Annotated in this window: 14 protein-coding genes and 2 pseudogenes; 8 read left to right on the top strand and 8 right to left on the bottom strand. The window is 41.3% G+C overall.

Features of this window, described 5'->3' with window-relative positions; translation table 11 throughout:
- Nucleotides 1-149 precede the first annotated feature (149 nt).
- From ACF8D3_RS04500 to hslO, 3 genes are all read left to right on the top strand, one after another.
- Nucleotides 150-2,375: a primosomal protein N' gene (locus ACF8D3_RS04500; protein WP_392470515.1), complete on the top strand. Its 2,226-nt coding sequence runs from the start codon at nucleotides 150-152 to the stop codon at nucleotides 2,373-2,375.
- 37 nt (nucleotides 2,376-2,412) lie between these two features.
- A complete protein-coding gene (locus tag ACF8D3_RS04495; protein WP_392470401.1) occupies nucleotides 2,413-4,230 on the top strand; it encodes a cation:proton antiporter in 1,818 nt (605 codons plus the stop codon).
- Between the two features lie 119 nt (nucleotides 4,231-4,349).
- Nucleotides 4,350-5,225 carry an Hsp33 family molecular chaperone HslO gene (gene hslO, locus ACF8D3_RS04490; RefSeq protein WP_004876552.1) on the top strand — a complete coding sequence of 292 codons (876 nt, stop codon included), beginning with the start codon at nucleotides 4,350-4,352 and terminating at the stop codon, nucleotides 5,223-5,225.
- Nucleotides 5,226-5,311: 86 nt separating this feature from the next.
- On the opposite strand, the gene ACF8D3_RS04485 is transcribed toward hslO, so the two are convergent.
- Nucleotides 5,312-6,208 (bottom strand): LysR family transcriptional regulator, encoded by an 897-nt coding sequence (locus ACF8D3_RS04485; RefSeq protein WP_392470399.1) that lies wholly within the window; start codon nucleotides 6,206-6,208, stop codon nucleotides 5,312-5,314.
- 105 nt (nucleotides 6,209-6,313) lie between these two features.
- On the opposite strand from ACF8D3_RS04485, the gene ACF8D3_RS04480 reads away from it, so the two are divergent.
- The 4 genes from ACF8D3_RS04480 (at nucleotide 6,314) to ACF8D3_RS04465 (ending at nucleotide 9,168) form a co-directional block, all read left to right on the top strand.
- A complete protein-coding gene (locus tag ACF8D3_RS04480) occupies nucleotides 6,314-6,925 on the top strand; it encodes a nitroreductase family protein (RefSeq protein ID WP_392470398.1) in 612 nt (203 codons plus the stop codon).
- Nucleotides 6,922-7,779 (top strand): DMT family transporter, encoded by an 858-nt coding sequence (locus ACF8D3_RS04475; RefSeq protein WP_392470397.1) that lies wholly within the window; start codon nucleotides 6,922-6,924, stop codon nucleotides 7,777-7,779. The genes ACF8D3_RS04480 and ACF8D3_RS04475 overlap by 4 nt, the downstream gene beginning before the upstream one ends.
- An 88-nt stretch (nucleotides 7,780-7,867) precedes the next feature.
- Entirely contained in the window at nucleotides 7,868-8,830 is a 963-nt protein-coding gene (locus ACF8D3_RS04470) for a DnaJ C-terminal domain-containing protein (RefSeq protein WP_392470396.1), read from the top strand.
- Nucleotides 8,831-8,841: 11 nt separating this feature from the next.
- On the top strand, nucleotides 8,842-9,168 hold the full coding sequence (locus ACF8D3_RS04465; protein ID WP_004876542.1) for a chaperone modulator CbpM: 327 nt from the start codon (nucleotides 8,842-8,844) through the stop codon (nucleotides 9,166-9,168).
- 25 nt (nucleotides 9,169-9,193) lie between these two features.
- Here the strand turns inward: ACF8D3_RS04465 and ACF8D3_RS04460 are convergent, their stop codons facing one another.
- The 3 genes from ACF8D3_RS04460 to rpsO all read right to left on the bottom strand — a co-directional run bounded on the left by ACF8D3_RS04460 (nucleotide 9,194) and on the right by rpsO (nucleotide 13,153).
- On the bottom strand, nucleotides 9,194-10,417 hold the full coding sequence (locus tag ACF8D3_RS04460) for a magnesium transporter CorA family protein (RefSeq protein WP_007480085.1): 1,224 nt from the start codon (nucleotides 10,415-10,417) through the stop codon (nucleotides 9,194-9,196).
- Between the two features lie 114 nt (nucleotides 10,418-10,531).
- Complete coding sequence (gene pnp / locus ACF8D3_RS04455) at nucleotides 10,532-12,619, bottom strand: polyribonucleotide nucleotidyltransferase (protein ID WP_171054773.1); 2,088 nt, start codon at nucleotides 12,617-12,619, stop codon at nucleotides 10,532-10,534.
- A gap of 264 nt (nucleotides 12,620-12,883) precedes the next feature.
- Nucleotides 12,884-13,153, bottom strand: a complete 270-nt coding sequence (rpsO, locus tag ACF8D3_RS04450) for a 30S ribosomal protein S15 (protein ID WP_004876536.1) — start codon at nucleotides 13,151-13,153, stop codon at nucleotides 12,884-12,886.
- Nucleotides 13,154-13,394: 241 nt separating this feature from the next.
- Here rpsO and ACF8D3_RS04445 point away from each other — a divergent pair, with 241 nt between their 5' ends.
- A complete protein-coding gene (locus ACF8D3_RS04445) occupies nucleotides 13,395-14,693 on the top strand; it encodes a serine hydrolase domain-containing protein (RefSeq protein WP_392470394.1) in 1,299 nt (432 codons plus the stop codon).
- A 725-nt stretch (nucleotides 14,694-15,418) separates the two neighbouring features.
- On the opposite strand, the gene recD is transcribed toward ACF8D3_RS04445, so the two are convergent.
- From recD to ACF8D3_RS04425, 4 genes and pseudogenes are all read right to left on the bottom strand, one after another.
- Complete coding sequence (gene recD / locus ACF8D3_RS04440; protein ID WP_392470512.1) at nucleotides 15,419-17,137, bottom strand: exodeoxyribonuclease V subunit alpha; 1,719 nt, start codon at nucleotides 17,135-17,137, stop codon at nucleotides 15,419-15,421.
- 132 nt (nucleotides 17,138-17,269) lie between these two features.
- Complete coding sequence (locus tag ACF8D3_RS04435) at nucleotides 17,270-20,980, bottom strand: UvrD-helicase domain-containing protein (protein WP_392470392.1); 3,711 nt, start codon at nucleotides 20,978-20,980, stop codon at nucleotides 17,270-17,272.
- Between the two features lie 3 nt (nucleotides 20,981-20,983).
- Nucleotides 20,984-22,078 (bottom strand): annotated as a pseudogene (locus ACF8D3_RS04430) (exonuclease V subunit gamma); the annotation flags it as partial.
- 81 nt (nucleotides 22,079-22,159) lie between these two features.
- Nucleotides 22,160-24,634 (bottom strand): annotated as a pseudogene (locus ACF8D3_RS04425) (exodeoxyribonuclease V subunit gamma); the annotation flags it as partial.
- Nucleotides 24,635-24,771 lie beyond the last annotated feature (137 nt).

Below are 24,771 nucleotides of genomic sequence, written 5' to 3'. Positions count from 1 at the left end.
ATTGTCCCAAAATAGTTGTTGTTACCGTTGTATCCGTATTGCGGATGAGGAACGAGAGTTCCACAAGAAATTCATCGACATAACCAGCAGCACTTTAGCATAATTCTATGACATGAAGTCATGCGATTTTAAACATGAATGAAGCCTATATGCCTACCGAAAACTCTAACGCGACGCTCTACCGTATTCGAGTTGCAATACCCGTATATGTCTATGACACCTTTGACTATACAGTCAACGCGGAGCAATATGCCCAAGCGCAAATCGGCGCGCGTGTAGCGATCTCTTTCGGAAGACAAAATCTAGTTGGCATCATTACCGAAAAGGTCGATCCTAACGAAGCTTTTACAGGACAGTTCAAGTTAAAAGCCATCACTGAATTACTCGATAAGGAAGCTATCTTAGACCAACAAGTTTTAACTTTATTGACATGGTCTGCACAGTATTATCAATTTCCAATTGGCGAAGTCATGCAAAGTGCCTTACCCAGTTTACTGAGGCAAGGTCGCGCACTGGATATTTTATTTCATCAATGGCAAATCCTGCCCCACGATGACCCGAATGCATTGTTGAAACGCTCTCAAAAACAATATGATGCTTATCAAGTCCTAAAATTACACCCACATGGTACAACCGAGAATGTACTTAACCTGAGTGGTGTCGAAACTGCTACATTAAAAGCATTAGAAAAGAAGCAACTGGTTGAATGTCGTTTAGAACCACATGATTTTACGCCGATGCCTGTGCAACTGGCTCAAATGCCGTTGACACCAAATGAAGATCAGAAAAAAGCGATCCAACAGGTCGTGAAAGCACAGCATCATTACCAAGCCTTTTTACTCGATGGTTTGACGGGAAGTGGTAAAACTGAAGTCTACTTACAAGTTATGCATGAGGTACTAAAACAAGGCAAGCAAGTTCTCGTACTCGTTCCAGAAATCGGCCTGACGCCACAAACTGTTGCTCGATTTAAATCACGATTTCATTGTGATGTGGCCTTACTCCATTCAGGGTTAAATGACTCGAAACGATTACAAGCATGGCAACATGCACAGACCGGCAAAGCATCGATTGTGATCGGTACACGTTCCGCAATTTATACACCGATGCCAAATCTTGGCTTGATTATTTTGGATGAGGAACATGACCTCTCCTTTAAACAGCAAGAGGGCTTCCGCTATCACACACGAGATGTCGCATTATATCGAGGACATTTACAAGGTTGCCCTGTGATTTTAGGTTCAGCAACCCCAAGCTTAGATAGCTATCATCTCGTAGAATCAGGCAAATTACATTTGCTTGAGCTGAATCAGCGTGCAGGTATTGCGGTATTACCCAAAATGCATGTGATTGATTTAAAAATCGCAAAGAAGCAGCACGGCATCAGCCAAAACTTGATTGATCAAATCAAACTGACGTTAGAAAAAAAAGAACAAGTGCTGATTTTTTTAAATCGACGTGGCTATGCGCCGATCTTGATGTGTGAAAGTTGTGGTTGGCAAGCAAACTGTCCACATTGTGATGCGCATTTTACATTGCATTCTCAGCCTTATCATTATTTGCATTGCCATCATTGCGGTACAATTCATCGCCTACCTGATCATTGCCCTGAATGCCAAAAACAAACCTTAAAAAGTATCGGTGCAGGCACAGCAAAACTGGAAGAACATTTGCAGGAACTGTTTCCGCATCATGATGTGATTCGGGTAGATCGAGACAGTACCAGTCGGGTCGGCAGTTGGCAGAAGATTTATGATCGTATCCAACAAAATAAGCCGAGCATTTTATTGGGCACACAAATGCTAGCAAAAGGACATCATTTTCCACATGTCACTTTAGTTGCGATTTTAGATATTGATGCAGGTTTACTGAGTGTTGACCCTCGCGCACCTGAACGTACAGCACAGTTAATTGTCCAAGTCTCAGGCCGTGCAGGTCGTGGAGAACATAAAGGTAATGTTTATCTACAAAGCTTACGTCCCGATCACCCGATGCTGACCACATTGATTGAGCATGATTATCGAACTGTGGCAAAGCAAATGCTGGCTGAACGTAAAATTGCTATGCTGCCACCTTATCGATATGCAGCATTGGTACGAGTCGAATCAAAAAATCGAGAATATAGCCAACAATTCTTGAGTGAAGCAGCACAACAGCTGAGAACAATGGCCGCTGAAATTGTCGATATTTGGGGCCCTATCCCTGCACCAATGGAGCGTAAAGCGGGACGTTATCGTGCGCATATGGTGATTTTATCTGCCGATCGAGCAAAACTGCATTTTTATTTGCGTCAATGGTGGCAACAAGTGGTACATTTACCTCGTCAGCATCAGCTCAGGCTATCGATTGACGTTGATCCACAAGAGTTTAGTTAAATTCTCTATTTAAAAACATAAAAATTTGAGGCAATAAATGTCTTTACTGCTACAAATCATTTTTTTACTGATTGCGACTTTAATTCTTGTTCCGCTCGCAAAACGCTATAGCTCAACTACCGTTTTAGGTTATCTAATCGCAGGGCTGTTGCTTGGTTCTCAAGGATTAGGGTTCATCGACGACCAACAGCTTATTCAGCCAATCATGCATCTTGGAATGATTATGCTGATGTTTTTTGCTGGATTTGCTTTCCGTCCACAAAAACTATGGATAGAGCGTCGTAGTATCATTAAAAATAGTGGTTTAGCACTTGCTGTTTTATCCGTCCTATTCAGCAGTATAAGTTTCGCGCTCACTCATGATTTATTCAGCAGTATTCTGATTGGATGTATGTTGGCATTTGCCTCCACCAATATCGTCCAACAATTATTACAGCACAAACAACAACTCAATACATCCTTTGGGCAGGCATCTTTAGCTTCGCTACAATTTCAAATATTTGTGACCGTGGTTTTGATCGCTCTGTTTCCTCTGCTTGAAGACACAGCCTCAACACGTCATGGAATCGCGTATTTTGCAGCAATTATTGCCACAATCTCGGGCTTATTTCTCGCTAGTCGCTACATTGTTCGTCCTGCATTTCGTTATTTAGTTCGTCGTAAAAGCGTTGAATTGATTCCTGCACTCGGCTTATTTGTGGTTTTGTCGGTGATTCTGCTCATGGAGGTTTTAAATATCCATGTGTTGATTGGTGCATTCCTTGCGGGATTACTTTTGGCTGAAACTGAGTTTAAAGCTGAAGTTGCAAGGATGATTGAACCGTTTAGAGACATTGCCATTGGCTTATTTTTTCTTGCGATTGGTTTAAGTATTTCATTAGTTCCATTGTATCAATCACCTATTTTTATCTTCGTTGCAATCCTTGTTCTGGTTTTGGTCAAAGCACTCATCATTGGTACAATTCATTATTATCAACATCGCCGAATAGAGAACAGTCTGCTTGCTGCCGTCGCTTTGGCACAATGCGGTGAACTATCACTCATTTTGTTCAAACTTGCAGAAGATGAGCAGCTTCTCTCCAAAGATCTGCTACAACCTATATTCTTAATCGCGATAGGTTCTATGTTGCTAACGCCACTCCTTTACTGGCTCATGCATAGCAAAATATTACCCATCATTCAGAAAAAAGCGCCTATCACAGCAGCAGAAGTTCCTCAGCATCCTATAGTCATTGTTGGTTTTGGTCGATTTGGGCAAGTGATCGGGCGGGCGCTGCATGCTCAAGGTCTAAAATTTAGCGTCATTGACAGTAACCAACCTGATGCCGAATTTATTGAGCAATATGGGCATTATTTTTTAGATGCTGATGTCACTCAAGTTGAGAACTTACGCGCAGCTGGAATTGAATATTGTAAGCTTCTGATTTTAGCAATCGACGATGTTGAAGATTGCATGAATCTGGCAAGACATTTACGTCTTAACTACCCTGATCTGAATCTTTTTGTACGAGCACGCGATCGCCATCATGCTCATCTATTAGATAGCTTAGGTATTCAACACGTATGGCGTGAAACTTATGCATCATCACTTGAAATGGCAGCACAAGCTTTAATTGAAACCGGCTTATCTGCAACTGATGCACATACGCAAATCGAATGTTTCCGCGTAGAAGATCAAAGGTTACTGGAGCAGCAACATGGATCACATCAAGATGATGATTCGGTTGAGACTTATCCAAATGCAATCGCTGAACTTGAGTATTTATTTGAAAATACAAAAACTTTGTCTCAGGATCGTTTGAACAGTAACCAAAACGAACAAAGTGATGCAAATTCATCCAATGAAACAACTTGAGTTTTGCTAAACAGACACCATTATTGACTGCATAACCATTCACCTTCTTATAAAGCTGAAAGAGCTTTTCAAAGCAAAGCGTTGCTTTGTTTTCCCTATACGGGGTATTGGAGAAAAATATGTCTGATTTACGCCAACGCTTTTATATCGAAGACTGCCCTGTTCGCGGTGAAGTGGTTCATTTAGAAGAAACACTACAAACTATTCTTGCACAACGAGATTATATGCCTGCGGTACAAAGCCTGTTAGGTGAAATGCTCAGTGCAACCGCATTACTCGCAAGTACGCTTAAAATTCGTGGCCGAATTAGCTTACAAATTCAGGCAAATGGCACATTTAAGTGGGCAATGGCTGAGTGTAATCATCTCGGTGAAGTTCGTGCACTTGCTGATTATGAAGAAGACCCACGGTTTTTAGAGGGTAGCGATAGCAGAACTGTACTTGCTGCACTTTCAAATCCTGTACTGTTCATCAATATTGAACCTGAGCACGGCGAACGCTATCAAGGGATCGTACCGCTTGACCAACCAACATTGGCGGGTTGTTTGATGCAATATTATGATTTGTCTGCACAAATCCCGACTCGTATTGTATTGGCAACCAATGCTCAACGTTCAGGTGGTTTACTGATTCAGCTATTGCCTCGTAATGATGAAGAAGAGCAAAAACTTGTTGATGAAGATCTATGGCCGCGTTTGACCATGCTGACTGAAACGCTGAAACCAGAAGAACTGACTGATCTTTCAGCGAATGAAATTTTGTACCGTCTATATAATGAAGAAGAAGTCCGTCTCCCAGAGATTGAACAATTAAAGTTTGGCTGTACTTGTTCTAAAGAGCGTTGTGCCAATGCCTTGATCCAAATTGGTGTCGATGCCGTACATGAAACTTTAGAAGCACAAAATCCAATTCAAATGGACTGTCAGTTCTGTAATACCCGTTATGAATTCACTGCTGAAGAAGCATTGGGTTTATTTGGTGAACATCTGAGTTAATCAATTATGGTGGAGAAAGTACATTTTGCTTTCTCCATCGCTTCAATCCTTTATCAATATTAAAAATAATGTGCGCAATGGCATTATCAATTATCCATCTTTTTAAATTGTTCAACTAAAAAATCTATAAAAACACGGATCTTGGGTGCTAAGTGTTGTCTTGATGGATAAATTGCATATTGTGTGACCTCCGTTGTTGACCAGTCTTGTAATACCTCCTGCAAAACGCCAGTCTGTAAATCCTGTTGTACATACGGCCGTGGAATTAAACTGACCCCAAACCCCGCCCTTAACGCATCTCGAACCGCTAAACTTGATGTCACAGAATAGCGCGCCTTCACTGCAACCTCTTCGACTTGCTCATTTTTACGAAATGTCCATACATCGGCTTGGTGCCCATAGGGAAAACGGATGTGTTCTAATCCTCGCAAATCAACAGGCGTTTGCGGTGTACCGTGTATTTCGAAGAATTGTGGTGTTGCACATAACACCAATGGCATAACCGTCAGCTTTCTTGCAACCAAACGAGAGTCATCCAACTGACCATAACCTCGAATTGCAAGATCAAAACCCTCCTGTACCAGATCAACTCGCCGATCATCCAAATGCATCTCAAGCTTTAAGTCAGGATAAGCAGATAAAAAATCAGGAATGGCTTCAGAAAGATAAATTAAAGTTGTAGTCATGGGAGCACTGACTTTAAGCACGCCATGCGGTGATGCTTTGGCATTCAAAATCATCTCTTCAGCCTCAGTCAAAGCATCAAGCCCACGGACCAAGTGTTCTAGATAGATTTTTCCTTCCTCCGTTAAAGACATGCGACGTGTCGTTCGATGAATTAAACGAACACTCAAATGTGCTTCTAACTCGGCTACGCTTTTACTAATTGTTGGAGCGGATAGGCCTAACTGACGACCTGCTGCTGCAAAACTTCCCTGTTCCGCAACCTGCCGAAACACTTGAAATAATGTATATCGATCCACCCTATTATTTCCAATGAGTAAATAGTGAATTTCAAAACTACCCAATTGTTCACTAATGAGCAAGTACCTATACTTTTTTTATTCTTTTGAATTGAGTAAATCACTATGCAACAAGCTCTCCAACTCATTGAGCAACGTGTTTCTGTGAATCGTTTTGACCCAGACCACACCTTATCGCAGCAAGAAATTGAACAACTTGTTCGATTGGCGACTCGAGCACCGACCGCATTTAACCTACAAAATTGGCGTTTCATCGCAGTTCAAAGTACAACGCTCAAACAACAACTATTTACCTTGAGTTATGGGCAAAGAAAAGTCATGGATGCAGCTGTCACTTTTATCATTTGTGGTCAGCTTCCGAATGCGGAGCATCTATCTCAACGCCTAGAGCCATTTCTAGAAACGGGCCTCATGCCTAAAACAATGGCAAATGATTGGCAAGAGAATGCACAAGCACTTTACAGTCATCCTGAAACTGCAAGAGATGAAGCAATACGTTCAGCAACTTTAGGAACAGCAACGCTGATGTATGCAGCAGAAGCAATCGGCTGGAGTTCAGGCCCTATGATTGGATTTGATCACCAAGCAGTCAGCAACCTATTTTCACTTGGAGCAGATGAAATTCCTGTACTGATGCTCCCAGTCGGGCGCTCAGCAGACGGTAATTGGCCGCAAAAACCACGCCGCCCACTCAGTGAGGTGTTAGATATCCTATGAAAACGCATCATGCCAATCTTTTAATCACAGCAATTGCCCCATTGATATGGGGCAGCACCTATATTGTTACGACAGCGAGTTTAGCTAACTTCTCACCAATGGTCGTTGCTATGTTGCGTGCTTTGCCTGCTGGATTGTTGCTCCTACTACTGACTCGACAGCTTCCAACAGGTCGTTGGTGGTTATATACATTTATTCTCGGTGCTTTAAATATCACACTTTTTCTTAGCTTGTTATTTGTTGCTACTTATCGTTTGCCTGGTGGTGTCGCAGGTACAGTGCTCTCATCACAACCCTTGATCATTATTATGCTCTCGGCTGTTTTGCTCTCAAGCAAAATTCGACCTTTAGCCATTTTTGCTGCACTAATCGGAATGGGTGGTGTTTCAATGCTCGTTCTTACAGCAGATACTACACTTGACCCAATCGGTATTGTTGCAGGTCTTGCGGGGGCTACCTCTATGGCTCTCGGTATGATTTTAACTCAGAAATGGCAAGCACCCGTTTCAGCCTTAACCCTTAGCGCATGGCAACTTACTGCGGGCGGCCTACTGCTATTACCGCTGATTTGGTTGTTTGATCAACCCATTCCTGTACCTTCTTCCCTCAATCTCCTAGGATTAGCATGGCTTAGTCTCATGGGAGCTGCATTTAGTTATAGTCTATGGTTTAGAGGTCTTCAATTTTTAAATACCAATGTGATTTCCTCACTCTCACTGCTTAGCCCATTCACAGCAGTTTTACTAGGTTGGTGGTTCTTAGACCAGTCCCTTACAACATTACAGATCATCGGAATCATACTGGTTTTAGTGAGTATTTGGTTTAGCCAATACGCCAACAATCAGCATCGCTAAACAACAAGTCTTATACAATCGTAGCTATTGAAATTGCTCGGATTCGTTTCATAATGAAGGAAACACATAATTATCTTAATTAAATATCATGGCAAAAAATTATTATGAAGAGCTAGGTGTTTCCAGAGATGCCTCAGCAGATGAAATTAAAAAATCGTATCGGAAACTGGCCCGTAAATATCATCCAGACGTGAGTAAAGAAGCCGATGCTGAAGCAAAAATGCAAGCGATTAATGTTGCCTATGGCACGCTAAGCGATGCTACTAAAAAGGCTGAATATGATCAAATGCTGGATCATCCACAAGGTTTTAGTGGCTTTGGACAAGGCGCAGGAGGATTCAACCAAGGAGGAGGTGGATTTGATGGTTCTCAGTTCTATCGCCAAAGTTCTGGTGATGGTGCTGATTTCAGTGGATTTGAAGATTTATTTGGCCGTTTTGGTTCTGGCTTTGGTGGCGGTCAACAACGTTCTCAACGCCAGCAACGTAGTTACAAGGGTGAAGACCAACATGCCAGTATTCAGGTTGATTTAGACATCGCCTATCATGGTTCAACTCAACAAATCACCTTACAAATCCCAACCTATAATGTGTACGGCGAGCCTGAAGTCCAACGTAAAACTTTAGAAGTTAAAATTCCAAAAGGAATGAAAGAAGGTCAACAAATCCGCTTAAATAGACAAGGTCAAAGTGGAATCAACGGCGGTGAAAACGGTGATCTTTATATTGAAATCCAATATAAGGATACCGATCGCATCCGTGTAGAAGGCGCTGATGTTTATCAAACCATTGATGTAAGTCCATGGGAAGCAGGACTAGGACAAAGTATTGAAGTAAATACACCTGCTGGGCATTTAAAAGTGAATTTACCGAAAAATGCCAAAAATGGACAACAACTACGTTTAAAAGATAAAGGGATTCCGAATAAAACTGCTGGTCATCTCTATCTAATTATTAATATTGTTTTACCGCCAGCGCACAGTGAGCAAGAGCAGCAAGCTTATCAACAATTTGCCGATGCATTTGCTTCATTTAGACCACGTGCCTCATAAGGAGTAAGATCATGACAACCATTCAATACAAAGAAATTCAATATGACGGTCACTGCCAAGTTGAAATCATTGATGAACAATTGGCACTTGATCTTGAGCACTTCGCAGAAGCTTGCGGTCAAAGTACTGACTGGGTGTTGAAGTTAATTGATTATGATATTTTGCAGATCAAAGTTGATCCACAAAATTATCAATTCATTGGTGAAGATGTCAGTCGCGCAAGACGTGCCTATCGTTTACAACGTGACTTTGATGCGAGTTTATCTGCTGTCGCGGTGATGTTGGATTTAATTGATGAAGTACAGCAGCTCCGTAAACAACTGAAGCATTTTCATTAAACTCATATCCATGACTAAGTGATATCTATTTCAACTTAGTCATTTTCTCCACTTCTTTTAAGGTTTGCTTGATCGGTTCATAATCTAAAAACCAAAGTAGGTTTAAATTACGCTGCTTATGTTGTTGCGCTAGCAGATCAATCACACTGCGCTCTCCTCGTCCAACCAGATGTTGCTGATAAAAATAGTAAAGCAATAACACCGTACTCAGGAGCATCACAGCCAACATAATCCAAAACCCAACAGGTGATTTTAATCCGGGAATAAACTCAAAGTTCATTCCATAAATACCTGTGAGTAAAGTTAGCGGTGCAAACACAGCCGTAATAATCGCCAAGATACGCATATTCTCATTGGTTTGATTGGCGATGGCAGAAAAGTGTAAATCTATAGCAGACTGAATCGCATTTCTCAGCCGTAAAGTATGTTTTTGCACACGCTCCACATGACTCATTAAATCATTTAAACGTACCAATAAAATGTCTTGGGATTTGTGCTTATGCTCACCCACGACATGATGATAATTATCAACCAACTCATCCCGAAACTCTTGTAAGGTTTCAATTTGCTCTTCGCATAAATTTTCAATTTGTTGGAATGCCATATCCTCATGGAATAATTGATGCCATTGTTTAAAACGACGATTTCCTTGCAATAATTGTTGTTGCCAATGTTCAACACGTCGCGTCAATGGCGTGCGTAAATTCAAATAACCATCAATCATGCTATTTAATAACCGTAGGCACAGATCAGCGGGCGTATTCGGTAACTTTCTTGGTTTGTTTTGCTCAGCTGTCGGACGCTCCATAATCGTTTGGATTCGTTGAATATAATTTTCGACTGCTTTGTTACCTTGCTCTCTGAGACTAATTAAAATATTTTGACTGAGTACAAAACTCATCGGTGTCGTCGCTAAACCAAAAACACTTTCATGCGACTCTACTGAATTATCATTTTCATAGATTTGGTCATCAGGACTGATCAGTTTCCTAAAAACCAATAGATCATATTCTTCTACCGTATCAAATGCGCATGGATGTTCAATATTGAGTAGATCGCGCATATGGAATTCATTTAACGTCAAACCTGTATGTTCATAAATATTCTGCTGCCAAGTCTCAGTATGATTGACAAGATCTTGCCTTAAACTATCAACCCAAAGAAACTCAAGGCTATGCTCTGTTTGTTGTTCTGCACTAATAAAAATTGTGTTTTCACTGTTATGACGATAAAAATAATAAAGCTGCATAACGATAATATTCAATATTTTAATTAAAATAATAATGCCATAAAAAAAGCCCTGAGCAAGCCAAAGCAATTGCTTTGGCGATGCGCAAGGCGGGCTTTTTGTATATCGAAACGATTAAGCTTGTTCGATATCTTTCATAGTTAACTTGATACGACCACGGTTGTCGACATCCGCAACTTGTACTTTTACTTCTTGACCTTCTTTTAATACGTCAGTCACGTTTGCAATACGCTCATTTGAGATTTGCGAAATGTGAAGTAAGCCATCCGTACCTGGTAGGATATTTACAAATGCACCGAACTCGACGATACGAATTACTTTACCTGCATAAATCGTTCCTGGCTCAACTTCAGCAGTAATCGCTTGGATTTTTGCAATTGCAGCTTTAGCCGCTGCTTTAGTTTCACCAAATACGCGAACTGTACCGTTGTCTTCGATGTCAATCGCAGCTTTAGTCTCTTCTGTAATTTGACGGATTGTTGCACCGCCTTTACCAATTACATCGCGGATCTTGTCTGGATTGATGTTGATTACTTCGAATGTTGGCGCGTGAGCACTGATTTCAGCACGAGCACGTGAAATGACTTTGTTCATTTCATTTAAGATGTGCATACGACCAGCAAATGCTTGGTTTAATGCAACTTCCATGATCTCTTCAGTAATACCTTCGATCTTGATGTCCATTTGAAGTGCAGTAATACCGTTTGCAGAACCTGCTACTTTAAAGTCCATATCACCAAGATGGTCTTCGTCACCTAAGATGTCAGAAAGAACTGCGAAACGCTCGCCTTCTTTTACTAGACCCATTGCAATACCAGCAACTGGTGCTTTAAGTGGAACACCTGCATCCATAAGCGCAAGAGATGCACCACAAACAGACGCCATAGAAGATGAACCATTTGATTCAGTAATATCAGATACGATACGAAGTACGTAAGGGAAACGATCAACTGGTGGAAGAACCGCTTGAACACCACGACGCGCTAAACGACCATGACCGATTTCACGACGCTTAGGACCTGATTCACGACCAGTTTCACCTACTGAGTACGCTGGGAAGTTATAGTGCAACATGAAGTTATCAGTTTTCGTACCAGCTAAGGTATCAACCATCAAGGCATCACGTGTGTTACCTAAAGTTGCAGTTACAAGTGCTTGTGTTTCGCCACGTGTAAACAATGCTGAACCATGAGCACGACCTAATACACCCACTTGAACGTCAATACCACGAACGGTTTTAGTATCACGACCATCGATACGAGGCTTACCAGACAAAATGTTGTCACGTACGGTACGGTATTTAAGATCTTCGAATAAGAAATCAACTTCGTCTGCGATGCCATCAACATCTTCTTCAGGAACGAATTGAGTTTTTGCTTCTGTATAAAGTGCATCTAAAGCTGCATAACGATCTTGTTTTACTGCGATCGTGTACGCTTCAGAAATTTTTGCTTCAAAAGCTTCTTTTAATTTTGCACGTAATTCTTCGTTGTGTGTTGGAGCAACCCACTCAGATTCTTTCGCACCAACAGCTGCAGCAAATTCTTTGATTGCTTGTACAGCAATTTGCATTTCGTCATGACCGAAAAGTACAGCACCTAACATTTGGTCTTCTGAAAGTTCTTTCGCCTCAGATTCAACCATAAGTACTGCTGATTCTGTACCTGCAACGACAAGGTCAAGGTCAGATTGTGCAAGTTGTTCAAGTGTTGGGTTAAGAACATATTCACCATTGATCAAACCAACACGTGCGCCACCAATTGGACCACGGAACGGCGTACCTGCAATAGACAATGCAGCAGATGTACCTAACATTGCAGCAATATCAGCATCCATAGTTTTGTCAGAAGAAACAACAGTTGCAGTTACTTGGATTTCGTTGAAATAACCTTCTGGGAATAATGGACGGATTGGACGGTCAATCAAACGTGAAATTAAAGTTTCAGCTTCAGATGCACGACCTTCACGCTTGCCATAACCACCAGGGATACGACCAGCTGCATATTGTTTTTCTTGATAGTTAACAGTTAATGGGAAGAAATCTTGACCCGCTTTTGCTTTTGGTTGTGCAACAACAGCAACAAGAACAGTTACACCACCCATTGTGATTAAAACTGTATTTGCTTGACGTGCAACGCGACCCGTTTCTAAAACAACTTGATGTTGACCAAATTGGAATTCTTTACGAACGATATTAAACATTGACATGTATTGTATTTTCCTAGTTTCTTTTAAAACGTTATTCTAGTGAGACCCCTAAGGTTTGGCATTCAGACTACAACAATATAGATAAATGACAAAGCTTAGAAGCCATCACACTAGACCAAATATTTTAAAAATATTAAACGCAAAGAAGGAGCGAACAAGCGCCCCTTCTAAAGTCATCTAAAGTAAATTAGATGAGACTCTCTTTTCAGCAATAAAGCATAACAACATGCGAAATACCGAAAACAAAGTAAAATCGAATTAACGACGTAAACCTAATGCGCCGATCAAAGCAACATAACGACCGTGATCTTTACCGTTTAAGTAGTCAAGTAATTTACGACGTTGGTTAACCATACGAATCAAACCACGACGGCTGTGGTGGTCGTGTTTGTGAGCTTTAAAGTGACCTTGTAAATCATTGATTTGAGCAGTCAATAAAGCAACTTGTACTTCTGGTGAACCAGTGTCGTTTTCAGCACGAGCAAATTTAGCGATGATCTCTGCGCGATCTGCGTTAGTTAAAGCCATTCGATTTCTCCGAGATGCTTAAAAAATAAAAATGATAATAATCAGTTGAAGCCAACTGACTGCCGTGCATCACTACAGCAAGTCGCCTATTTTAAGTGATCTATCGTTATATTGCAAAAATGTTTTGTGTTTGCTGGCAATTCGGCAGCTGACAGCATTGAACAAAATAGGCACACTATCATGAGTCTGTTTTCAATTTATGACAGAGACGAAAGAAAACGAAAAATATTGCGAGGGAATCGTGAAAATTTTATCAACAAATACCTGTTATGTACCACATGACCTCAATCAAGTGATTCGCTCAAAAGATGAAGTTGCGGCAGCATTAGGTGGGATGACTGAAAGACAAGTTCAAAAAATCTGGAATAGTGTGGAATGTTTATATAAAACAGGAAACTATCCACTCATCACACTATGTTTACGTCGTCAGGGGCAAGTCGTTTTAAATCGTAGTATTGGCTATGCACAAGGAAACTCTCCTGATGGCTTAGCATCTGATGCCAAAATTGCAACGCCCGACACGCCTGTATGCCTATTTTCAGCATCAAAAATGGTTACGGCGATGTTGATTCATATGCTGGATGAGCGCGGTGATCTGAATTTACTTGATCCGATTAGCTATTACATTCCTGAATACGGTGTAAATGGTAAACGTCGCGCCACTATTTTCCATTTACTCTCTCATCGTGGTGGAATTCCACGTATAGAAGGCGAAGTCACGCCTGAACTTTTATTCGATCAAAATGAAATTTTAAAACGTCTTTGTGCAGCTAAACCCGTTTCTCCTTCAGGTACTCATCTTGCCTACCATGCTGTTACAGCAGGATATATTTTAGGTGAAATCGTTCATCGTGTTACAGGGCAAAGCGTTCGTGAGTTTTTAGCAGAACAAATTGAAAAACCAATGGGATTGGATTATTTCAACTATGGTTTAAAACCTGAATATCGTGCAGATGTTGCAATGAATTATGCAACTGGTGTACATCCAAGTTTAGGTACAGATCAATACCTTAATCATGTGCTTGGTGGTGGCTTACAACTAGCTGTTGATGTGACCAATGACAGCCGTTTTATGGATACTATCTGCCCAGCAGGGAATATTTATACCAGTGCTGATCAAGTTGGTCGTTTCTTTGAAATGCTGCTCAGTGGTGGTGAATATCAAGGTAAGCAAATCATGAGTGCTAAAACTGTGTTCCGTTCCACGTTGCCGACCTCTGGGATTAGCTTAGATCGCACACTCCTTGCACCTATGCGATACGCATTAGGCCCAATGTTAGGGAGTAATCCTGTTGGTTTATTCGGGCCAATGACTGGGCAAGCATTTGGTCATATTGGTTTCTCGAATATTTTATGTTGGGCTGACCCTGAGCGTGACATCAGTGTATCACTGCTGACGACAGGGAAATCAGTCGTCGGTACGCATTTACCAGCTTTAGCCAAAACGCTGTATCAAATCTCCACCAATTGTCCGAAAATCCCAAAAAATCAACGTCGGTCATTGTTTGCAACAGACCGTACCGAAGCCGATTTAGTTTAATCTACTTTCAAACGCGCACAAAAAAGCCCAAGTTTTCGCTTGGGCCTTTGCGCTTAGTTTTTATCGTTATAATTTTAGTTTATTTTTATTTTTTGTCTTTTTATTTAATAACAATCGAACCCTCTGGATGCTTCTCACACATCATCATCTTTTTACGTTCTGTTGTTATAGAGCTTGTTCCCCTCTCTATAGTTGCTATTCTGTCAGAATCAATTGTGGAGAAAAATAGCATTTTTCTTATCTCTGTGTAAGCAAAAACGTACAGGTCTGTATAACATTTAACTTAATAATGAAAAAAAACTGTCTGACAATAGCCTTATAACTTTTGTAGATTCTGATACATTTCCACTGAATAGCAGATTAATATCAGTAAATCTTTGTCGAAATATGGATCAATTTTTTAAAATGAAATCAGATTGAAATGGTTAAAATTAATACGATGAATATCAGCATGTTGTGATTAAAATTTATAACAAATAAAAAAGCCCTGTAGTCTCTCCCAAAACTACAAGGCTTAGCGGCTGTAAGTTTCCTCTTTTATCACTTACTTCACTGTAAGTTCGCTGTCTACTGACTTTATTATTATATTTTTGCGATTTACCTAACTTTCCTTGCTAGGCTCTTTGTGTGTACATAATCTCAAAAACACCTGTCTCACTCTAGCGACAATATCTCGAATCCATGTAAGCTTTTACTTACAAAACAGTGAATTTTAAAGAATAAGTTCACAATCTGTTCAAATTGATCTTTTGCACTAAACCACTGCGACGTACTGTACGAATTGTCAGCGCTTGTTGTAACGACTTTTGATCAGCCAAAAGTGTAACCACTTTTTTCGCACGCGTAATCGCAGTGTAAATTAATTCTTGGCTCAATAATTTCTCCGCATGTGCATCTAACACAATCGCAGTATGCGTAAATTCAGAACCTTGTGATTTATGAATTGTTAGTGCAAAAGCTGTTTGCATATTACGTGGCAAACGATGTGCTGCAATCCATTTATTTAGACTAGGAAAGAAAACTTCAAATTGTTGAGCTTGCGTTCTGTGCTTAAAACAAATCCCAATGTCACCATTTGAAATCCCTAACTGATAGTCGTTATACGTCATCATCACAGGACGGCCAATATACCAATCCCCAACGGCGATTTGTTTGAGTTGCTGATTCAGCCATTGTTCAGCATAACGATTCAGTTGCTCTAGCCCTAACGGCCCATGTCGAACAGCAGTGAGGATTCGATAATCATCAAATGCCCGTATCACCGTCATCATGTCTTGTTCAGTATCATCGGCTTTTAGATACGTCAGCAAGGCATCTACATAGCCCTGAAAACCATGCATCAACTTTTGTTGATATTGTTCAGCATCACCCTCTAGCTGCTCAGGTAAATATTCCAATTGAATCTGATCAGGCATCCCCAGCGTTAATGTGATGGCTTGGAGTACAGTTGGCTTGACGATGTCGCGTTCGAGTTTTTCCAACACGGTATGATGCTCAGCCGAATCTTGCTGATCTTGGATGAATCTTGCAAATTGTCCAATCTTGGCATCCCCTGAAAATCGACGGCTGGTCATCAATTGGACACGGTTTTCAGCCAAAGCCTCAACGTGTTGTAAATCTGCCAATACAGACCCCACATCTACAGAGGCTAACTGATTAGCATCCCCCAATAAAATAATTCGACAATGTTCTGGAACCGCTTCAAATAGTAATGTCGCTAGATTCAAATCGAGCATTGAAGCCTCATCAACCACGATCACATCATAAGGCAACGGTTGTTTTTGATTAAAACGAGGTATGGGTCGATTCCCAATTCCCAATAAACGATGCAAAGTCTGCGTATTTTGATGACGAAGTTCATCCGTGATCAGACCTGATTCCAAAAGCTTTGGATCATTGAATGAGTTTTGCAGCGCTTCTTGCATTCGTTGTGCAGCTTTACCTGTCGGTGCTGCCATTGCAATTCGGATATCTGGAATCGTTTGGTTGAGCGCAGCAATAATCCTTGCCAGTGTATAGGTCTTTCCAGTCCCAGGCCCGCCCGTAATAATACTAAGCCACTGCTGCATGACCATAGTTAAAGCGGCTTGTTGATGTTGATCACTAAGTAAGGTTCGAAAAATAGAAACATCAATATGAGGCACCATTTGTCGCTTTAATCGACAAATCTGATGAGCGAGGCGTTGTTCTAGCTGCCAATATCGGTATAATGCCAAGCCCTGCTGATCATAGACGCATGGAGCAACTTGGGTTGTTGCGATATCACTAGAAATCGCCAAATCACCTAGCGCTTCGAGCTGTGTTGAATCAACATCAATACAACTATTACCTTGCAGGCTCGCTTCAACCAATTGTTGCAACACCTGTGCAGCGGTTTCTGGTTGAGCAGACTGAGTAAATGGTGCTTGTGTGAGGTAGTGACTCCACATATTTAACCAAGTCATTTGCTCCGCTTGAGCATTACTTTTATTGTCCACAGAGTTATCCTCAAACTTACCCACACGCTTGTCCACAAGGTTATAAACACACTTATTCACAAGATAAGCTTTTGTTTAATTTAAAAACATCCACTTTATCTACACCACTTTTCCTGATTTATCTTCAGAGAAATACCCAAGAATTGCGTCCAAACGCAGGATAAACTCATCCTCAGGTTTCCAGTAAAAATAGCCTTGCTGGGCTTGACCATTCATACCACGTAAATAGAGATAAGATGCGCCACCCAAATGTTGCTCAATCTTATAATCTTGCAACTTAATGCTGAGATAACGATGCAACGCAACTAAATATAAAGCGGCCTGCAACCAATAACTCGAAAGCGACATGCTTTCTGCAATCTGTGTTGATTGATAATCAAGTTGCGATGCACCTAGATAATTACTTTTATAATCGGCAATCTGATAACGCTGCCCGTCAAAATAAACTAAGTCGATAGAGCCATTGAGATAACGCGCAGACTTTGCCTCAAGTAACTCAGGCATTTCGATTCCATATTCCTCAAATAGCTTTTGCACCCGTTGCATCGCGAGGACACGATCGGAGAGTGCCAAATAGAATGGGCACTCGGATAGGTATTGCCCTGTACTGAGTTGCTGCAACTGAAAATCTTGATTCAATGGCGTTTGTACAACTTCAGCGATCCAGTCCGCAATCCACTGATAGAGTGGTTCACTATTTTGCTGATCTGGAAAATGTTGCTGATAGGTTTCCAACAAAGCTGTCCATAAACTTTGATAGGTATTTTTAAAACGACGACGAATTTCCTCACCCCAAGTTTGAGGTTGTTGAAAATCAATCTGCTCAAAGATTTCATGTAGGAAATTACCAGCTAAAGTCCCTTTCGGGAAGTGCTGCTTAATCCATGCGATTGATTCCGTTTGGGTTATCTGTTCTACAGCGAAAATATCCAATTCATCTTCAGCCTGCTCAACCGTTGCATCCATATTTGCCAATACATCAGTCCGATTGACCTTATGTTTTAAATGCTGTGCCAAATAACTAAAACTGGTTTTGCCACGTGCATAAAAACGTTGTTCTGGTAAGGGTTGAGCATTCAATATGATTTGCTGTTGCGCTTGCTGTGTTCGAACTGCGAGAGGTCGCTCTAAAATTAAAGCTTCATCAGCACTATAGGCATGTTGAAAATGCTCACCTTGGTTTTTCCAAAAAGCGAGACCTGAGAACTTATTTTTCTCCCCTTTTTCAGGCTCAAATACTGCATAAACACGATGACTGGCACGGGTCAAAGCCACATACCATAAGCGATTTTGTTCTGCTAAAGCACGTTGTTGATGCTGATCAATCTCAGTTTGCTGTAGAAATTTTTTATCCGCAACCGCAACAACTCGTTGAGTTCGGATTTGACCTGTTTCAGGCATTTGAACATCTGTGGTGGAAAAATTTAGGGTCTTTTGTTGTTCCGAATAAGGCTTATTTGCGCCTAATAAAAACACAATTTTAAACTCTAAACCTTTGGACTGATGTATCGTCATCAGTTGCACACCTGCATCACTGGAAAGCTTATGTTCAAGTTCCCAATCACGATCACTCGGTGAGTGCAGTTGTTTTAAATACCAATGATAAATGTTTTGAATACCTTGTACGTGCTCACTATGTTGACTCAAAACATCAGTGAGATGACGTAGATTCACTACGGTTCGTTCATTGTCTCGGCTTTGTGTCGCAACCAATTGCTGCCAAATACCAAACTGATTGAGACACCGTTGCCATGCAGATAAAAAACCCTGATTGAGCCAAATTTCACGAATCTCATCGAACTGCTGAATATAGTAGCTTAACCCTTCAGGACTTTGTTCGAGTGTCATCAATCGTGTGAGATCGAAGCCAAACAGACGACTCAGTAAAGCACGTTTCAACTTCGCCTCATCATAAGGGTGCAGTAACGCAGTGAGTAATGCGCCCACATCCTGCGCAATTGCTGAATCAAATACACTACGCTTGGCGGGTCGATTGACGCGAATACCCATCCGTTGCAACACATATTGCACTTCATCCAGTTGACGATGACTCCGCGACAACACCGCAATATCATCTTCAGCGATTGCTATCGGCTGATCATTGTGTAAATACAGTTGTTTTAAATGCGCTTGATTCAATAGATGCTGAATTTTCCAGGCGACTTGAGTGGCTTGTTCATTACCCTCTTGCAACTGCAACCATCGTAAAGGCTTTGGATTGGATTGCTGCTGTTCAATCAAAGCAGGATGAGGTCGTGAACCTGCTTGAATCGGGTCATACATGACCTGCTCACCAAAATCCGTCTGCCGCTGAAATAACACATCGACCACTTCCACCAGCTCTTTGACCGAACGATGATTATGAATCAGTTTATATTCATGCCCTTGCTTCGCCATAATATCTTGGTAGGCATTCAGGAAGGTCAGCATATCGCCACCACGGAAGCCATAAATCGCCTGTTTACGATCACCGACCATAATCATGCAGCCTTTTTGGTAACGCTGTGGATGCCGCCAAATACTGGCAAGCATATCATCCTGATCTTGGTTGGTATCTTGAAACTCATCGACCAAAATTAAGGGATAACGCGCTTGCACAAAGACAGCAAAACGTTGCCCTTGCTCCCCTTTTAAAGCATCAGATAATGTTTTGATTTGTTGGGCAAAGGTGGTTTCGCCTTTTTGCTGTAACACTTGCGGCAAGCGCGTTTTCACTTCAATACACAAATAAGCTTTTAAATACACATCCAACTGTTCAAACTGTTGTTGTGTTTGCAGCACAGATTCAAATAACGACTGAATCTGCAATACCGTTGCATGTTGATAAAAAGTATCGCTAATGTCTGCTGGGCATTTTTTAAAGATTTTTTGCTGTTCAAGCTTATCTAAAAACTTAAATACCGAATCTCGCGCGTTGGCAAAATACGCATCAAATACCTGCACATTTTCAGCACTTGATAATGCATCTAATAGTAATGGTAGAGATTCTACAAAGAGTTTGTGAAAGGCATGATTACGGAAAGAGGTCCCATTAATATGTGAATAATATGCGCCATCCAATGAGAAATAATCAGACAAGGTACTCAAATCAATGTGTTGCGCCTGCTGCTGCCAAGCTTGCAATTGAGTTAGCTCAATTTCAGGTAGATCAGGTAATTTAAATTGCGCAGAACTAAAGTTCAGCGAGCTTTCCACCATCCCCACAAAATGATCAACACTTTTTAAACTGCCGACACTATAAAGTGCATCAATCACTTGCTGCGGTTGCGTTTGAATCCATTCACGCAGTACATCATGAATCAATTGTCGTGTGTAAGTTTTCGCATCTTCTGTGATTTGCGCTCTTTCAATTTTGCCACTTTCAAAAGCAAACTCTCGCAATAACTTTTGACTAAAACTATCCAGTGTCCCAACAAATAACTCATCGAGTTGATCAATCACCAACTTGAGCCGTTCACAGGCATAGGCAATCCGTGGCGCAAAATGCTGTAGCACATGCTGTTTCAAAGGATCAGATTCTTGTGCTGCCTGAACTAGAATATCTCGCTCGAGTACATCTCGGAAAGGTTCTAAATAATCTAAAGTTTCAACGAGACGTAGTCGGATTCTCGTTTTTAACTCGGCAGCAGCTGCACGAGTAAATGTGGTTGCAATCACCTGATTCGGTAAATATTTTTCTAAAAAAATGCGTACCATCAAACTGGACAAGGTATAGGTTTTACCTGTTCCTGCCGATGCCTCAATCAAATGCAACCCTTGAAACTGAATATCACGAATCGGTTGATAAGACACTGGATATAGAGAGCTCATGCCTTACTCCACACGCAAAAATTCAAAAATCGGTTGATACAAGGCAAATGAATACTGATCACAAGCATAGTTCAATAAAGCAGTGGCATCTTGCTCTTGTAAAATAAACTGCCAATCTCGATGTAATTTACAAGCTTCATTTTGTGTCATGTCAAAACCTGAAAAATCACCTGTATCATTCCAATCTTTTAATACTTGTTTTTGACTATTTTCATCCAAAATCTGTCGAGTATCTTGCTCAATCCATTCATAGGATTTGGCTTTTTCCAAAGGTTTTAATAATAGTGCTGCTGGCAAAACCACGGGTTGTTGTTGCCCATTTTGCCAAAGCTGTAACCATGCTTGTAAATAATCTTTTGCTTGGGTTGAACTTACGCCTTCACAAATCACCGTTTGATTACTGAACACCACGATACGGCGTTTCTCAGTGGCTTCACCCTGATTTGAGACAACCAGCCAGAGCAAATATTCCAACCACACTTTAGCCAAACGTTTGGCACGCGCACTAGAAGCATCTAAGCTGACCCAATCCTGCACATCTTGCTTGGGGGTGATACAACTCATTTGCAAATGCTTAGAAACTCGCCAAATACGTTGCGTAGTTTCCGTCGGCGCGGCTGCATATTGCTGTAAACGTTCCATTAAACGTTGTTGTTCTAAACGGCTTTGCTGCCATGCACTGTGCTGTACCTTGCCGACAGGCAACTGATCTTGCAAGATGCTGGGTGAAACTTTTTCATCGTGCTGCTGTAAAAAATGTCGAATCGCATATTTGCCTAGGCCATCTAATAACAAAGGCTCGGCTAGATCGACCAATTCAGTAGCACTTAAATTTTCCACCCCTAGCGTTTTTAAATATAACCGAGCTGGAAAGGTCACATCTTGAATCCATTGCTGACTCTCCAAAATGGTCATTTCACTCTGTTCAACTGGATAGGCTGCATTCACCCATGCCTGTCGTTCACCTTTCGCTTTCTGAATCTGTGAAGCAACCTTAAACCATTGATCTTGGAAACGTACAGGTCGATCCGTCGTAAAGCCGAGCGGATCAAAAGGTTGCAAACGGTGTACATGATAGAGAGGATAAAGTTGAGGTGGGCAAATCTCCCCTAACCCCTCTTTGATAAACATAGGAACTTCCTCACTCTCCCCCCTTTCATACAGAGGCATTGGGTAGGATTGAACAATCAACGCCAAATGATCTCGAAAGCCTTGCAACACACTTGAAGGCTCTCTCACTTCACCATCATTGATATCAAAACCATTATAGAACAGCCACAATTGCTCTTGCGCTAACAATACTGCATCTAAAAATGCGCCCTGATCATCCTCTAAACGAGAGCGATCACCCAATTGCTGACGCAATGCATCCATTAAGTCAAAAGGAATATGGCTGTCTCGATTTGGGAACTTACCTGTATCTAAATTTAATAGCACAATCAAACGATAAGGAATCGGACGGATTTTCCCGATCTGACTAAAGGTGATTTGTCCTGTCGGCTCAACCTGTGCCGACTGACTTTCTAAAGTTCGTTGGATTTCTTCAATGATATAAGGCAATGGCAATGAAATTTGGCGCAGCTCAGTTTCAGCATCTTCATAATAACTGGCCAAAGTCAGCATACGCTCTTGTTTTTGGATGATTTCACGTACAGCTTTTAACGCGACAATCTCCGTTTGCTCAAACTCCTGCACATCATCTTTCAGTCGTTTTAACCATGCCTCAACAGGCAAACGCTGACCGTGTTCATGTGCCATCAGCCAATGTCGTCTTGCAGATAAATCTTGATAAATCTGAATCAAAATTCCAATCAGCTCAAAATCACTAGACTGAACCATTGCATAACTAAGCGTCTGTTGCACCATCACATGCGCAGGTACTGCAATACCTAGCGACAAACGATCTAAGGCGAATTTAAAACTATAACGATAGTCTTGATCGGTTTCACTCAAACTTTGTTGCAGATGCTCTGCATCCAAACCACGCTTAAAACCCGCATCATTGAGTAAATCCAACATCCGTTGCGCTTGGCTATAATCCAAACCATAGCGCTGCTGGGTTGCAGATAAATTTAACCAGTCAGCGAAATCATCTTGAGTAAAGCGACCTTGTGTTAATTGCAAGCGCCCAAGCACAGCACGCCAAGCATTCAAAGCATCAAGCTGGACGACACCTGCAATTTTGACAGGTAAAAAAACTTCCTGATCATTGGCAACCGCAGAAAATACACTACGAATCAATGGTTCTAGCTCAGCGAGATTTGGCGTTAAAACCAACACATCACTTGGACGACGCGGCATGACATCAGACTGAGACAGCCAATTGACCAATTGCTCTTTAAGTACCTCAAGTTGTCTGAGACTCGAATGGCAAACATGCAATTGAATCGATTGATCATCAATGGCAAGTTCATATTGCGCAGCTTGAGGTTCAGCGAGATAGAAAATATCAGACTGGATTTTTCCCAATAAAGTTTCAGGAAATTGCTCAACAAAAGCATCCACCCACTTGCCTTCCTCACCTGTTGCAAGCTGGGACAATAAAGAGAAATGGTCACGCGCCTGTTTCCCTAAGCGAGTCAGCAAAGGATGACGTGACTCGCGTGCTTGCGCATTAAAGAACAGCGTAAACTGTTCAAAAAACGCCGTAATTTCCTCATCTGTTGCTTTGGGATTTTTGGCAATAAAGCGCTCTTTCACCCCTAAATCGTAGCGTTGTTTCCACAATGGATCGACACTATCCGCCCAATACTCTTGAGACGGGTTATAGTGCAAAATAACCACATCTAAATATTGTCCTAAGCGGCGTAAAAACTGCAATTGGCTCGGTGGTAAATCCAAAATGGTAAATACAATCACCTGATTGGGCAGTTGCGCTAACGCTTGATCACGTTTGTGCGGTTGATCAAGAATATGCCAAAAGTCAGCATCAATACTCTGCATCTCGACAAAGTCATCATGGAAATAGTTCTGCCATAGCCAACGTTGCCATGCCTCGAGCTTTTCTGTTTGATCTAAGCTAAATGCCGAGGTTTGTTGATCTGTGATTGAGATGAGTTGTTCGATATTCAAGGCTTGGTTTCTGCCCCAAGCCGATAACCAATTACCTGAACAGGTACATTCGCCCTCACATGCACGTTGGCAAGTCCCACGATAAATCATGTAGTTGTTAAATAGTTGTGAAACTTGCTCAGCCACCCAATACAACATACTTTGTTTTTTTAGCTGTTTCTCTTTGCCATGTTGTAGTTGATCAGCACTATCGTAAATACGCTGTACGATTGAATATAAAGGATGATCTTCAGCTAGACTGATTTGATCTGCTTGAATAAAGGGTTGTAAGGCTTGATGAATGCGCCATTTTAAAATCAATCGAGGAATATTGGCTTTACGTACTTTTTCTTTATTTTCTAAGACTTGTTGATAAGCGTACCACTGAAAACCGCGAATACGTTGATGAAATTGATAATTGGCAGTCATGCCTTGTTGTTCAGCAATTTTCTGCGTGAGCCATTGCTCCTGCGCGGGACTCGGTACAATAAAATGCTGCGTTTTAAAGACTTGAAATGGCGAGTTGCTCGGCTGAGTAATTGATGCCATCACACCTTGCAATAACACATCAAGGCGTTGACTTTGAATAACATGAATCCCCATGCGTAAATACAACCTCGTCAATAAATCAGCATTGTGTTGCACGAAACCGTACACAATCATCACTATACAACTTCATCGAACTATGTCACGTTAAACACACAAGGAAATAAAAAAATTGTTTTGAAATTCACCACTCA

The sequence above is a fragment of the Acinetobacter sp. YQ_14 genome, assembly GCF_043102985.1.
Taxonomy (GTDB): domain Bacteria; phylum Pseudomonadota; class Gammaproteobacteria; order Pseudomonadales; family Moraxellaceae; genus Acinetobacter; species Acinetobacter venetianus.
Note: the sequence above shows the minus strand (reverse complement) of the source record. Positions and strands in the feature narration are given on the sequence as shown.

Excerpts from the sequence above, each read along its gene's own strand:
- ACF8D3_RS04500 (WP_392470515.1), top strand. The coding sequence starts at position 150 with ATGCCTACCGAAAACTCTAACGCGACGCTCTACCGTATTCGAGTTGCA.
- ACF8D3_RS04495 (WP_392470401.1), top strand. The coding sequence starts at position 2,413 with ATGTCTTTACTGCTACAAATCATTTTTTTACTGATTGCGACTTTAATT.
- hslO (WP_004876552.1), top strand. The coding sequence starts at position 4,350 with ATGTCTGATTTACGCCAACGCTTTTATATCGAAGACTGCCCTGTTCGC.
- ACF8D3_RS04480 (WP_392470398.1), top strand. The coding sequence starts at position 6,314 with ATGCAACAAGCTCTCCAACTCATTGAGCAACGTGTTTCTGTGAATCGT.
- ACF8D3_RS04475 (WP_392470397.1), top strand. The coding sequence starts at position 6,922 with ATGAAAACGCATCATGCCAATCTTTTAATCACAGCAATTGCCCCATTG.
- ACF8D3_RS04470 (WP_392470396.1), top strand. The coding sequence starts at position 7,868 with ATGGCAAAAAATTATTATGAAGAGCTAGGTGTTTCCAGAGATGCCTCA.
- ACF8D3_RS04465 (WP_004876542.1), top strand. The coding sequence starts at position 8,842 with ATGACAACCATTCAATACAAAGAAATTCAATATGACGGTCACTGCCAA.
- ACF8D3_RS04460 (WP_007480085.1), bottom strand. The coding sequence starts at position 10,417 with ATGCAGCTTTATTATTTTTATCGTCATAACAGTGAAAACACAATTTTT.
- pnp (WP_171054773.1), bottom strand. The coding sequence starts at position 12,619 with ATGTTTAATATCGTTCGTAAAGAATTCCAATTTGGTCAACATCAAGTT.
- rpsO (WP_004876536.1), bottom strand. The coding sequence starts at position 13,153 with ATGGCTTTAACTAACGCAGATCGCGCAGAGATCATCGCTAAATTTGCT.
- recD (WP_392470512.1), bottom strand. The coding sequence starts at position 17,137 with ATGACTTGGTTAAATATGTGGAGTCACTACCTCACACAAGCACCATTT.
- ACF8D3_RS04435 (WP_392470392.1), bottom strand. The coding sequence starts at position 20,980 with ATGAGCTCTCTATATCCAGTGTCTTATCAACCGATTCGTGATATTCAG.